We start from the raw sequence: 12573 nt of genomic DNA on the forward strand, positions 1-12573 counted from the left end.
GCGAACGGGTGTCCGCCGTACTGCGGACACCCGCCCCGGTCGGGTGGAGATTCCCCGCCATAGTGGCATCTGTCAATGGATTCGCCGCACTCGCCCGCCTTTTTTCACCTCTTATGAAAAGACTAGAAACAACGACTGAGCTTCCATCCATCCTGAGAGGACAGTCAGATCCGGAGCCGGCGCGCCGGCCGGCCCCGTCCGGTCAGCCCTGGCGGGCCTTCTGCCGAGGATTCGCCTTGTTGATCACGAAAACCCTGCCCCGGCGGCGTACCACGATCGAGTTGATCTTCTGCTTCAGCCCGCGTAGCGAGCTTCGGACCTTCATCCCGGGTCACCCCCGTTCCTGCTGGATCTCGGCTGTCGGCTCCGCGTACCCGGCCACGGCGGGCTCATGCGGCATGTGCCCGCAGCCGGCCCGCCGAGAGGCAGGAGCGCCACCAAGGCGGACAGTGCGTGCATTCCGCGCACACTGGCTACTCCTGGCCTGCGCCTACTGCTGAGCGTCGCCGACCAGCAGCGCCGTTCTACGGCGTGCCGCTGCTGCGCAGCGAGGAAACGGGCTACCGGCGAGCCGTGGCGGCTCCCTCGGTGTGTGTTGCTGTACGTGTCGGGTATGACGGGAGTACCGTGTTCCGTATGACAAAGCGGCGAGTGACGGTCTCCGTCCCCGAGGACGTAGCCGAGACCCTGGAGCAGCAGCCCAAGGGCCAGGCGAGCGCCTACGTGACCGAGGCGGTGCGCGGCCACAGAGCGTGGGAGCAGTTCCGCGCCGAGCAGGCCCGCCGGGGCGTCCCGCTCACTGAGCAGGGCATGACTGAGGCCCGGGCCCGCCGGTACGACCTGCGGTCCCAGTGGCCGGCCGAGCGCTACGAGGCCCTGCGCGAGCGGGTCCGCCGGCACGTCGAGGACGGGCAGGCCGACCAGCAGGCACCGGCCGCGTGACCCGGAAGGACGAGGAGCACCGGTCGATCACCCTGGTGCTGGACCGCTCAGCAGCGCTGGCATACCTGGCCGGGTCGATCCACGTCACTGAGCCTGTGGGCGAGGTCATCAACGACCGCCAGCGGTTCGGGATCACCGCCGTCACCGCGGCCGAGGTGCTGGAGCTGGTGACCGGCCCGAAGGATCGGGGCGACCTGCACGTGCTGCTCGGCATGGAGGCCTGCACGGTGCTGCCCACCTGGGGCGAGGACTGGCAGGAGCTGGGCTACTGGCGCGGTGTCACCGGCCGCGCTGACCTGGCCACCACAGTGATGGCGGCGCTGGAGCATCGGGCGTCGATCCTGACCGGCGAGGGCCACCGTTACGGCGATGGCCTGCCGGTGATCCACATGCCCGGGTGATCGGGGCGCTGACAGGGCGCGGCTGGCGCTGACCGACAGCCCGGACAACATCAAGGCCGGCGGCGAGTCGACCGCTGGTCCGGGAGCTGCACGTCCCGGCCGCGCTGGTGGGCGTGCTGCTCGCGGTCGAGGGGGCCGGATCACTGGTCGGTGCGACCCTGACCCCGTGGATCACCAGACGCTGGGGCACCGTCCGATCTCTGGTGACGGGCAACGTGGCCTTCGCCGGGGGCGCGGTGGTGCTCAGCGTGACCACCCGTACCTACCGGCAGACCGCCAGCCCGCCCGACCTGCTGTCGCGGGTGATGGCCACGGTCCGCTTTGTCTCCTGGGGCGGGATCCCGGTCGGCGGGCTGATCGCCGGGGCGCTCGCCGGACTGGCCGGGGCGCGTGCCACCCTCTTCGTCTTCGCGGCGGCAACGGTGCTGGCACCGCTGGCGCTGATCCTCTCCCCCGTGCGCGGGCTGCGCGACCTCGCCGACCTGCGGGTCGACGATCCGCCCGAACGGGAGATGGCCGCAGCGGCCGGTTGAGCCGGCTACCTGCCCCGGGGACCCGCCGGGTCCGCTCCCCAGTCCCACATCGCCTGGAGTACCGGGAGCAGTGCCCGCCCACGGTCGGTGAGGGTGTAGGTGACGCGAGGCGGCCAGGACGGGGTACGGCGACGGACGACGACCCCTGCCTCCGCCAGCTGGGCCAGCCGATCGGCCAACACTTTGTCGGACAGAGCGGGTAGCGCCTGCGCGAGCGCGGTGAAGCTTCGGGGACCGCGGGCGATCTCGCCGATCACCAACGCGGTCCACCGACCGCGCAGCGCAGCGAGGGTGACCTCCACCGGGCACGACGGGTCGGGGCGGACATCCGGACCGGAGCACAGGTCCAGCAGTCCCGCCCCGGTGTGGCCAACCGTTTGGTGAGTCACGAGAGCGCCTCCTAGCGTTCGGCGCGACCGCATCCGACGCGCCAACTCAGGGGGAAACGTGCGAATCCATCATCTCAACTGCGGGTCCATGCGGGAGATCGCCCCGGCCACCGACCCGAACGGGGCGCTCCGACCGCTGCCCGCGGTCTGCCACTGCCTACTCATCGAGACCGCCTCCCACGGGCTGGTGCTGGTGGAGACCGGCTTCGGCATGCTCGACATCCGGGATCCCGAGGCGAGGTTGGGGCAGGACTTCCTCGCCTGGGCCCAGCCCGTCCTCGATCCGGAGGAGGCGGCCGTACGCCAGATCGAGCGGCTCGGCCACTCGCCGGCCGACGTCCGCCACATCGTGGTGACCCACCTGCACCGGGACCACACCGGTGGTCTGGCCGACTTCCCGCACGCACGGGTGCACCTGCACAAAACCGAGCATCGGGCGGCGACGGTCACCGGCAGCGACCGGTACCCCCAGGCGCACTGGGCCCACGATCCGCGCTGGATCACGTACTCCGGGGCCGACGGCGAGGGCTGGTTCGGCTTCGACAACGTCCAGCAACTCGCCGGCCTGCCGCCGGAGATCCTGCTGGTGCCGCTCGCCGGCCACACCGAAGGGCACCTCGCCGTGGCCGTCCGGCGCCCCACCGGGCCCGGACCGGCGTGGCTCGTGCACGCCGGCGACGCGTACTACTACCGGGGCGAGATCGCGCCGGGCCTGCCCCCGAACCCACCGATGTTCGACGCGCTGCAGGCGTCCGTCGAAACCGACCGCCCACTGCGGCTGGACAACCTGGCCCGGCTGCGGGCTCTGCTGGCGGAGCAGCCCGACCAGGTGGAGGTCGTCTCCGCCCACGACCCGTGGGAGTTCCAGCGGGTGTCCGCCGTGGACGGCGTCGGATCGGCCGCCTGAGGAGACGGGAGCGGGGAGCGCGGGCGCTACCGGGCCGGGGGCGGACCCGGGGCGGCCGGCCGGACGCCGGCAAGCGCCCGGGCGGTGGCGTTGCGGGCCGCCAGGCCGAGCCGGGTACGGGGCACGAGCAGCTCGGCCACGTACCGGGCGGCCCGCCGCTTCGGCTCGGTGCGGAGGCGGTGCACCGCCTCATAGCGGCGGAACGCCGCGCCGTGCTCGCCGTCCGCCAGGGCCTCGGCGAGGGTGTGCGCGCCGGCGATGGCAAGGCTGGAGCCCTCGCCGAAGAGCGAGACGCAGGAGGCGGCGTCACCCACGAGCACGATCCGCCCCCGTGACCAGCAGGGCAGGTGCACCCGGCTCACGCTGTCGAAGTACAGGTCGTCGGCGGCGCGCGCCCGGTCGAGCAGCTCCGGCACCCGCCAACCCCGGTCGCCCTGGCATGCCTCGACGACGAGCCGCTTGTGCCGCGCGAGGTCGCGGTGGTCGAAGCCGTCGACCATCCGGCCCCAGAAGATGAACGCGGCCATGGCGTTGCCCCGGGCCGGGTGCACCGAGGTGAGCCGCCCCGGCGTGTTGTACAGCAGCACGTCGTGCGGGTCGTCGGCGGGCCGGCCCAGCGGTAGGCCGGCCACCCACACGCCGAGATGGCGAACGTGCCGCGCGTCCGGCCCGAAGGTGAGGCGGCGCACCATCGAGTGCAGGCCGTCGGCCCCGACGACCAGGTCGAAGCGACGGGGCTCGCCCCGGGCGAAGGTGACATCGACGCCGCCCGCGTCCTCGGTCAACCCGGTGATCGTGTCGTCGTACCGGAACTCGACCTCGTCGGCGGCGGCCCGGTGCAGGATCGCGGCCAGGTCGGCGCGGGGGGTCTCCAGCTCGGTGCGGCCGGCGGGGCCGCCCATCGGGAGCCGGGCGATGGGCGCGCCGGCGGCGTCCACCAGCCGAGCGCCGGTCACCGAGGTGGCGGCCGCGCGCAGGGGCTCCAGCAGGCCCATCGCCTCGACCACGGGGAGGGCGGGACCGCGCACGTCGACCGGGGCGCCGCTGGACCGCTGACCGGCGGCGAGCTCCACGACGGTGGGCCGGAATCCGTGCCGGGCAAGCCACCAGGCGAGCGTGTTGCCCGCGATGCCGCCGCCGGAGATGAGCACTGCCCGCATAGGAACGACGTTACTGGCATCCAGTGCCATTTTGCAATGGCTGCCATCCGACTATCAGTGCCGTATCATCGCCGGCATGTCGTCGCTACGTGACCGAAAGCGGGCCCGGACCCGGCAGGCGCTCATCGCCGCCGCCGTCGACCTCTTCGAACGGCACGGCTACGACCGCACCAGCGTCGCCGACATCGCCGCGGCCGCCGAGGTCGGCACCCGGACCTTCTTCCGATACTTCCCGAGCAAGGAGGCGCTGCTCTTCCCCGAGAGCGACGACCGGATCCGGGCCGCCGTCGAGGCGATCACCGGCCGCGGGCCGAACGAGGGGCCGGCCGAGGTGCTGCTGCGGGCGCTGCGCACCGTGACCACCGACAGCGAGGAGCTGGGCAGCCGACTCGCCGCGCTGCGGCTACGGCTGATCCGCGACGTGCCGGTCGTGCGCGGGCGCGCCCTGCAGCTCCAGCTCGACGCCCAGCGGGAGATCGCCCGGCACCTCGCCGCCGCTTACCCGGAGCAGCTCGACCCGGTGACGGCGGCGGCGCTGGTCGGGGCGTTCGTCGGCGCGGTGGCCGGCGCGCTCCAGGTGCTCCTCGACGACCCGGACCAGGCCGCCGACCCGGCGACCGTCCAGGCCGCCCTGCGCCGGGCCACCGAGATCGCCCTCACCGGCTGGACCGCCGCCGCCCCGGCCGGCTGACGCTCGACGATCAGGCCGGCAGCACCGCCGCCGCGACCTGGCGTACCCGCTCCGGGTGGGTGAGGACGTCGACGTTGTCGAGGTACTGGTCGACGGCCCCGACCGGCGGGCAGGCCCGCAGCGCCGGGTCCTCGACCGCGGCACGAAGCGCGGCGACGAACCGGTTCGCGTCCAGGACCAGGAAGGGCCGGTCGTGGAACGGCCGGACGGTCGGGTCGACCGGAGCGGCCAGCCCGGTGTCGTTGGTCCAGGTCGCGACGGTCTCCAGCGCCCGGGCCAACCCGGCCTGCCGTTCCGGCCAGGCGCCGGGCCCCAGGGCGGCGGAGAGGGCGTCCCGCACCGGGTCCGCCGCCGGCAGCGCGGCGAAGACCGTGCCGAGCCATTTCGCGTACGGGGGCCAGCGCCGGTGCAGCAGCAGCCCGAGGCGCATCAGGTCCCGGGCCAGCCCGGCCGCCACCACCCGGCTGCCCAGTTCGTCACCGACCTCGGCACAGCGGCCGGCCAGGTGTTCGGCCTGACCGATCCGTTGCCAGCCGGCCGCCAGCACGTACCGCCAGACGTCGTCGGGATACCAGGCCAGCCTTGCACGGGCGGCGGTCAGCGTCCCGTCGAGCCCGTCGTGGAAGACCGCCCCGCCGGTCAGCTCGGCGAGCCGCTGGGTGGGTACGGACAGCCAGTCCGCCGCCGCCATCCCGGCACGCGGGTCGCAGCCGAGCCGCCCGCGCAGCCATCCGCCCAGCTCGTCGACGCTCACCCCGTGCCGGTCGCCGTCGGCGCACACCACGCCTAGCCGGACGTCCGGGCCACCGGCGAACCGGGTCGGCCAGCCGAGAAACTCCCCCGGCAGCTCCGCGTTCAGGACCGCCCGTGCCGGTGCGACGTCGGCGGCATCGGCGACGAAGAGTTGTGCGCGCGGCCCCCAGTCGTGGTCGGTGGAGCGCGGGGTGTCCAGCCCCAGCAGCTCCGAGCCGCCGTCGAGCAGCCCGGCGGCGTAGCGGAGGCCGGGCAGGCGGCGGGCCAGCAGCGGTGCGAGGACCTCGTCGTGGAAGCGGCGGCAGAGCGTCAGGCCGGGTACGAAAGCCATGCCGTCAGTCTGCCGGCCGCGCACCGGGCCACCCGGCGGTTATCGGCCCACCGCCCTCGGTCCCCCACCTCGTCACACCGCTGTGCCAGGCTGTCGGCGTGGCACAGCGACCCCCGATCCTGCTGATCGACTCCCCCAGCCTCTACTTCCGCGCCTACTTCGGCATTCCCGAGTCGGTGGCGAAGACGGACGACGGCCAGCCGGTCAACGCCGTCCGCGGTTTCCTCGACATGCTCGCCCAGCTCATCCGCACCCGCCGGCCCGATCGGATGGTCTGCGCGCTCGACCACGACTGGCGGCCGGCGTGGCGGGTGGAGCTGCTGCCGTCGTACAAGGCGCACCGGGTCGCGCCGGAGGGCGGCGAGGTGGTGCCGGACACGCTGTCCCCCCAGGTGCCGATGATCCTGGAGGTGCTCGACGCGTTCGGCATCACCGCGGTCGGCGCCGCCGGCTACGAGGCCGACGACGTGCTCGGCACCCTCTCGGTGACCCAACCCGGCCCGGCGGAGGTGGTCTCCGGCGACCGTGACCTGTTCCAGCTCGTCGACGACGCCCGCCAGGTGCGGCTGCTCTACGTCGGGCGTGGCGTGGCCAAGCTGGAGGACTGCGACGACACCGCCGTCCGCGCCCGTTACGGCGTCCCCGCCGACCGGTACGCCGACTTCGCCGCCCTGCGCGGCGACCCGAGCGACGGGCTGCCCGGTGTGCCCGGCGTGGGCGAGAAGACCGCCGCCCGGCTGATCGACCGGTACGACGGGCTGCCCGGCATCCTCGCCGCGCTCGACGACAAAGCCTCCGGCTTCGCCCCGGGGCTGCGTACCAAGCTGGAGGCGGCCCGGGACTATCTGGCGGTCGCGCCGAAGGTGGTCCGGGTGGCCACCGACATACCGCTGCCAGAGCTGGCCACGGCGCTGCCGACGGCGCCGGCGGACCCGGACCGGCTGCTGGAGCTGGCGCAGCGATGGAACCTGGCCGGTTCGTGCCGGCGCCTGGTCGACGCCCTCGCCGCCACGTCCTGAGCCGAGGGCGACACCCAGGCGGCGCCGCGACGGGGCATGGAGGTTCAGGCGGTGCCGTGGTAGGCCAGCACGCCCCGGTTGACCGCGGCGATCGCCTGCCGGGCGGTGGCCCGCAGCTCGGTGGACGCACCGCCGGAGTCGGCGAGCTGGCCGAGCAGGTCGACCACCTGCCGTGCCCAGCGGACGAAGTCGCCCGCCGGCATCTCGCCGTCGATCTGGTGGCCGCTGGCGAGCACCTTGGCGAGCGCCTCGCCCCGCGCCCAGCGGTAGATCGGCCAGGCGAATCCGAGGTCCGGTTCCCGGGTGACGGCGAGCCCCCGGTTGGCCTCGTCCGTTTCGATGTCGGTCCACAGCTTCAGCGTCTCGTCGACCGCGTCGGCGATCGGACCGCGTGGCAGGGAGGCCCGTTCGTCGACGTCCCGGCGGGCCTCGAAGACCACCACGGACACGGCGGCGGCCAGTTCGGCCGGCGACAGCCCGTCCCAGACCTTGCGGCGCAGGCACTCGGCGACCAGCAGGTCCGCCTCGGTCCAGATCCGGCCGAGCATCCGCCCGGCGTCGGTGACCTCGCCCTCCGGGGAGAGGTAACCCCGCGCGGTCAGCAGTGCCACGATGCGGTCGAAGGTACGGGCCAGGGAGCCCGTCCGGCCGGCGACCCGCTGGCGCAGCTCCTCGGTGTCGCGTTCCAGACGGCGGCGCCGCTCCGCCCAGCGGGCGTGCTCCTCCCGCTCCGGGCAGGCGTGGCACGGGTGCCGGCGCAGCTCAGTGCGGAGCTGGCTGAGCCGGTGGTCCTCGCCGGTGGCCTGCCGGGACCGTCCGCCGCGCCGGCCGCCGTGCCGGTCCAGCCCGGTGCCGCTGACTGCGGCGGCGAGGTCCCGCCGGGCGGCCGGGGACCGGTGGTTGAAGTGCTTGGGCACCCGAATCCGGGCGAGCACCTCGGCCGGGGTGGTGAAGTCGCCGGGGCTGACCCGGCCGGCCCACCGGTCCTGGGTGAGCACCAGCGGGCGCGGCTCACCGAAGCCGCCGGCCGCCGGGTCGAGCACCACGGCGAGGCCGGCCCGCCGCCCGGCGGGCACCCGGATCACGTCACCGACCCGCAGCCGCTCCAGCGAGGCGACGGCGGCGGCCTTGCGCTGGGTCTGCCCCTGCCGGGCGATGGCGCGTTCCCGGTCGGCGATGGCCACCCGCAGGGCGAAGTACTCGTCGAAGTCGCCGTGGTGGCAGGCCGCCTCCGCGCCGTACGCCTCGACGGTCTCGGTGTTGCGCTGCACCTGCCGGGCCAGGCCGACCACCGACCGGTCCGCCTGGAACTGCGCGAACGAGGACTCCAGCAGAGCCCGGGCGGGCTCGGCGCCGACCGTGCCGACCAGGTTGACCGCCATGTTGTACGACGGCCGGAAGCTGGACCGCAGCGGATAGGTGCGGGTGGACGCGAGGCCGGCGACGTGCCGCGGGTCGGTCTCCGGCGACCAGACCACCACCGCGTGCCCCTCCACGTCGATGCCCCGGCGCCCCGCGCGGCCGGTGAGCTGCGTGTATTCCCCGGGGGTGAGGTCGACGTGCGCCTCACCGTTGAACTTGACGAGGCGTTCGAGCACGACGCAGCGGGCCGGCATGTTGATGCCCAGCGCCAGCGTCTCGGTGGCGAAGACCGCCCTCACCAGGCCGCGTACGAACAGCTCCTCGACGACCTCCTTGAACGCGGGCAGCATGCCGGCATGGTGAGCGGCGAGGCCGCGCTCCAGGCCGTCGAGCCACTCCCAGTAGCCGAGCACCGACAGGTCCTCACCGGGGATGGCGGTGATTCGGGACTCCACCACCCGGCGGATCTCGGCGCGCTCCTCCGGGGAGGTCAGCCGCAGCCCGGCGGCGAGGCACTGCTGCACGGCCGCGTCACAGCCGGCCCGGCTGAAAATGAACAGGATCGCCGGGAGCAGCCCCTCCCGGTCGAGCCGGTCGACGATGTCGGGGCGCATCGGGCCGCGCCAGCGCGGGCCACGCCGCCCGAAACCGGGGCCGGCGCTGCGCCCCTCCCCCAGCTCGAGCCGGCGCATCGTGTCCCGGGTGTAGCGCAGCAGCTCCGGATGCACGTCGTGCTTGCGGGCGGCGTCGGCGTCGTGGAACAGGTCGAACATCCGCCGGCCGACCAGCATGTGCTGCCACAGCGGCACCGGCCGATGCTCGCTGACCACCACGGCGGTCTCGCCCCGCACGGTGACCAGCCAGTCGGCGAACTCCTCCGCGTTGGAGACGGTGGCCGACAGGGAGACCAGGGTGACCGAGGCGGGCAGGTGGATGATCACCTCTTCCCAGACCCCACCGCGGAACCGGTCGGCCAGGTAGTGCACCTCGTCCATCACCACGTACGCCAGGCCCTCCAGGGTGGCCGAGCCGGCGTAGAGCATGTTGCGCAGCACCTCGGTGGTCATCACCACCACGGGCGCGTCGCCGTTGATCGCGTTGTCGCCGGTGAGCAGGCCGACCTGCTCGGCGCCGTAGCGGTCCACCAGGTCGTGGTACTTCTGGTTCGACAGCGCCTTGATCGGTGTGGTGTAGAAGCATTTGCGCCGGATGTCCGGTCCCTCGCCGCCGCCGGCGGCCTCCGGCTTCCCCGGCCGGCCGCGCAGGGCGAGGTGTACGGCGAACTCGCCGACCACGGTCTTGCCGGCCCCGGTCGGGGCACAGACCAGCACGCCGCTGCCCCGTTCCAGGGCCTCGCACGCCTCGCGCTGGAAGTCGTCGAGGTCGAACCCCAGATCTCGGGCGAATTCGTCCAGGGCCGGGAAGGCGGAGGCCTGCGCGGCCCGGCGGCGCGCCGCGGCGTACCGCTCGGCGGGGCTCGACATGTATCCAAGATTAATCGGTCCGTCCGACGGCCACCCGGCCAAGGCCATCCGTCAAGCCGGTCGGAGCGGGTCGGTAGGGTGCACGACGTGCCGGATCATGCCGAACCGTCCCACGCCTCGAGCGGCGCCGCCCACCCGAGCCCGTCCCGCCGGCCCGTGGAGGCGGTGCTCTTCGATTTCCACGGCACCCTCGCCCAGGTGGAGGAGCCCCGGGAGTGGGTGCTGGCCGCCGCGACGGCGTGCGGGGTGGAACTGGACCGGGTCCGAGCCACCTCGCTGGCCGACCGGCTGCTCACCGCGGGCCGGGCAGGCGGGCCGCTGCCGGCCCGGGTGCCGCCCCGGCTGGCCGAGCTGTGGGCCGACCGTGATCTCTACCCGCACGCCCACCGGGGCGCGTACACGGGGCTGGCGGAGACCGTCGACACGGGCATCGACGGGTTCGCCGACGCGCTCTACGAACGGGTGCTCGTCCCCGAGGGCTGGATGCCCTACCCGGACACCGAAGCGGTGCTCAAGACACTGCGCCGGGCCGGGGTGAAGGTGGCGGTGGTCAGCAACATCGGCTTCGACATCCGGCCGCTCCTCGCCGCCTGGGGGCTCGACGGGCTGATCGACGCCTACGCCCTGTCGTACGAGGTGGGGCGCTGCAAGCCGGACCCGGGGATCTTCTGGCGGGCGTGCGGGATGCTCGGCGTCGACCCGGAGCGAGCGCTGATGGTGGGCGACACGCCCGCCGACGCGGGGGCCGTGCAGGCCGGCTGCGCGGCGCTGGTGCTGCCCTGCACCGACGCCGGCCGCTCCAACGGGCTCGGTGCGGTGCTCGACCTCGCCCTGCGGGCCTGAGCGCCTCCTGTGGCCGCCCGTGCCGGCCGCCGCGCCGCCCGCCGAGGTCGGCACCGGCGACCTGGTCAGCGCAGCAGCCGCACCGCTGCCGGCACCGCGGTGATCCGTACCGGCAGGTCGGCCGAGCGTTCCCCGTCGGCGTACGTGGTGATGCCGGCGGCGTCCAGCTCCACCGTCCGAGCCCGGTGGACGTGGACCAGCGGGTGCGCGACGTGGGTGCCCTGATAGATGCGGGGCTTGACCCGGATCAGGGTGCGCCGGTCGAAGCGCCCGCCCACCACCACGTCCAGCAGCCCGTCAGTGGGGTCGGCGTCGGGGCAGATCCGCATACCTCCGCCGTAGCTGGCGCAGTTGCCAACCGCGACGAGTACGGCGTCCACCTCGTGTTCCTCGCCGTCGAGGCGCAGCCAGTAGCGGCGCGGCCGCAGCCGGGCAAGCTCGACCAGGATGGCCAGGTCGTAGCGGCGCGGGCCACGGGGCCAGCGCATCCGGTTGGCCCGCTCGTTGACGATCGCGTCGAAACCGGCCGCCAGCACCGCCCCGTACCAGCGGTCGCCGCCGTCGGCGGTGGTCAGCCGGGCCAGATCGACGGGGTGGGTCCGGCCCTCCCGCAGCGCGTCGACGATCACCTCGACGGCCGCGACGGGGTCGGCGGGGAAACCGGTGTCGGCCGCGAAGTCGTTGCCCGTACCGGCGGGGACCGGGCCGAACGGCACCGCCGTACCGGCGACGGCCTGCAACGCCCGATGGATGGTGCCGTCCCCGCCCACCGCGACCAGGGCACCAGAACCGTCGGCGACCGCGGCGTGGCAGGCCGCCTCGGCCTCCTCCGGGGTACGCGCCTCCAGCAGCCGGACCGGTCGGCCGGCCCGCGCCAGGCGGTCCAGCAGCCGGGGCAGCAGGCCACGGTGCCGTCCCCGGCCCGCAGTTGGGTTGGCGAGCACGGCGACGGGGCCGGCCGGAACAGGATCGTGCGCGGTCACGGCGAGCACCGTACGGCACGGCTGACGCCACCCACCAGGGAGACGCCGAGGCTACGAGCGGACCGGCGCCGACGCGGCGGCGAGCGGTGACGGGTCAAGAGCCAGGAAGGCGAGGTGCCGGATACCCGGTTGCCGGCGCCCGCTCGGCGGGGCAGGGTGACGGGACGATGTCAGCCGCCGACCCGGGGAGCCGTGAGATGGACCTGCGACGCACCCTGACGGACGCTGCCGGCCTGGACGCCCGGACGGTGGTGCTGGTCGAGGGCGACAGCGACCGCCGCGCCATCGAGGCGGTGGCGCGGCGGCACGGCCGCCCGCTGAACGGGGTGGCGGTGGTGCCGATGGGCGGCGTGACGAACGTCCGGCACTTCGTCGAGCTGTTCCGCGACCGCCGGCTGGCCGGCCTCTACGACGCCGCCGAGGAGGGGTACGTCCGGCGCGCCCTGACCGACGGCGGGTTCGACGCGGCCCGGTCCCCGGCGGGGCTGGCGGAGCTGGGCTTCCACGCCTGCCGGGCCGACCTGGAGGACGAGCTGATCCGGGCGCTCGGAACCGGCGCAGTCGAACAGCTCGTCGAGGCCGTAGGGGACCTGCGCTCCTTCCGGCTCTTCCAGGGGCAGCCCACCCAGCGGGAGCGTCCGGTCGCCCGCCAGCTCCACCGCTTCATCGGCACCCGCTCCGGACGCAAGAGCCACTACGCGGCCCTGCTCGCCGACGCCCTCGACCCCGCCCGGACACCGCCGCCGCTGGAGCGCCTGCTGGCGCTGCTCTGACT

The 12573-nt window shown here is 74.1% G+C and carries 14 protein-coding genes; 8 read left to right on the forward strand and 6 right to left on the reverse strand.

The window, feature by feature from the left end; all coding sequences use genetic code 11:
* Positions 1-202 precede the first annotated feature (202 nt).
* Complete coding sequence (locus ACNAW0_RS15280) at positions 203-325, reverse strand: 50S ribosomal protein L36 (protein WP_416288516.1); 123 nt, start codon at positions 323-325, stop codon at positions 203-205.
* Positions 326-636: 311 nt separating this feature from the next.
* Between ACNAW0_RS15280 and ACNAW0_RS15285 the strand changes: the two genes are divergently transcribed.
* The 3 genes from ACNAW0_RS15285 (at position 637) to ACNAW0_RS15295 (ending at position 1876) form a co-directional block, all read left to right on the forward strand.
* Positions 637-942, forward strand: a complete 306-nt coding sequence (locus tag ACNAW0_RS15285) for a hypothetical protein (RefSeq protein WP_416288517.1) — start codon at positions 637-639, stop codon at positions 940-942.
* Complete coding sequence (locus ACNAW0_RS15290) at positions 939-1343, forward strand: hypothetical protein (protein WP_416288518.1); 405 nt, start codon at positions 939-941, stop codon at positions 1341-1343. The genes ACNAW0_RS15285 and ACNAW0_RS15290 overlap by 4 nt, the downstream gene beginning before the upstream one ends.
* 113 nt (positions 1344-1456) lie before the next feature.
* On the forward strand, positions 1457-1876 hold the full coding sequence (locus ACNAW0_RS15295) for a hypothetical protein (RefSeq protein WP_416288519.1): 420 nt from the start codon (positions 1457-1459) through the stop codon (positions 1874-1876).
* 5 nt (positions 1877-1881) lie between these two features.
* Here ACNAW0_RS15295 and ACNAW0_RS15300 read toward each other — a convergent pair whose 3' ends face one another.
* The gene (locus ACNAW0_RS15300) at positions 1882-2265 is read right to left on the reverse strand and encodes a winged helix-turn-helix transcriptional regulator (RefSeq protein WP_416288520.1); all 384 of its coding nucleotides are present in this window, start codon (positions 2263-2265) and stop codon (positions 1882-1884) included.
* An 88-nt stretch (positions 2266-2353) separates the two neighbouring features.
* On the opposite strand from ACNAW0_RS15300, the gene ACNAW0_RS15305 reads away from it, so the two are divergent.
* Positions 2354-3172, forward strand: coding sequence for an MBL fold metallo-hydrolase (locus ACNAW0_RS15305; protein ID WP_416288521.1), 819 nt, complete (start codon positions 2354-2356; stop codon positions 3170-3172).
* Between the two features lie 26 nt (positions 3173-3198).
* Here ACNAW0_RS15305 and ACNAW0_RS15310 read toward each other — a convergent pair whose 3' ends face one another.
* Entirely contained in the window at positions 3199-4332 is a 1134-nt protein-coding gene (locus ACNAW0_RS15310) for an FAD-dependent monooxygenase (protein WP_416288522.1), read from the reverse strand.
* 76 nt (positions 4333-4408) lie between these two features.
* Between ACNAW0_RS15310 and ACNAW0_RS15315 the strand changes: the two genes are divergently transcribed.
* Entirely contained in the window at positions 4409-5023 is a 615-nt protein-coding gene (locus tag ACNAW0_RS15315) for a TetR/AcrR family transcriptional regulator (protein WP_416288523.1), read from the forward strand.
* Positions 5024-5033: 10 nt separating this feature from the next.
* Here the strand turns inward: ACNAW0_RS15315 and ACNAW0_RS15320 are convergent, their stop codons facing one another.
* Complete coding sequence (locus ACNAW0_RS15320; protein WP_416288524.1) at positions 5034-6107, reverse strand: DUF4037 domain-containing protein; 1074 nt, start codon at positions 6105-6107, stop codon at positions 5034-5036.
* Between the two features lie 98 nt (positions 6108-6205).
* Here ACNAW0_RS15320 and ACNAW0_RS15325 point away from each other — a divergent pair, with 98 nt between their 5' ends.
* A complete protein-coding gene (locus ACNAW0_RS15325) occupies positions 6206-7126 on the forward strand; it encodes a 5'-3' exonuclease (RefSeq protein ID WP_416288525.1) in 921 nt (306 codons plus the stop codon).
* Between the two features lie 44 nt (positions 7127-7170).
* On the opposite strand, the gene ACNAW0_RS15330 is transcribed toward ACNAW0_RS15325, so the two are convergent.
* Entirely contained in the window at positions 7171-9972 is a 2802-nt protein-coding gene (locus ACNAW0_RS15330; protein ID WP_416288526.1) for a DEAD/DEAH box helicase, read from the reverse strand.
* Between the two features lie 87 nt (positions 9973-10059).
* Between ACNAW0_RS15330 and ACNAW0_RS15335 the strand changes: the two genes are divergently transcribed.
* Positions 10060-10815, forward strand: a complete 756-nt coding sequence (locus ACNAW0_RS15335; protein ID WP_416288527.1) for an HAD family hydrolase — start codon at positions 10060-10062, stop codon at positions 10813-10815.
* Positions 10816-10880: 65 nt separating this feature from the next.
* Here the strand turns inward: ACNAW0_RS15335 and ACNAW0_RS15340 are convergent, their stop codons facing one another.
* Positions 10881-11807, reverse strand: coding sequence for a diacylglycerol kinase (locus ACNAW0_RS15340; RefSeq protein WP_416288528.1), 927 nt, complete (start codon positions 11805-11807; stop codon positions 10881-10883).
* A gap of 188 nt (positions 11808-11995) precedes the next feature.
* On the opposite strand from ACNAW0_RS15340, the gene ACNAW0_RS15345 reads away from it, so the two are divergent.
* Positions 11996-12571 (forward strand): TOPRIM nucleotidyl transferase/hydrolase domain-containing protein, encoded by a 576-nt coding sequence (locus ACNAW0_RS15345; protein ID WP_416288529.1) that lies wholly within the window; start codon positions 11996-11998, stop codon positions 12569-12571.
* The last annotated feature ends 2 nt before the right edge of the window (positions 12572-12573 follow it).

The sequence above is a fragment of the Micromonospora sp. SL1-18 genome (assembly GCF_047921505.1).
Taxonomy (GTDB): domain Bacteria; phylum Actinomycetota; class Actinomycetes; order Mycobacteriales; family Micromonosporaceae; genus Micromonospora.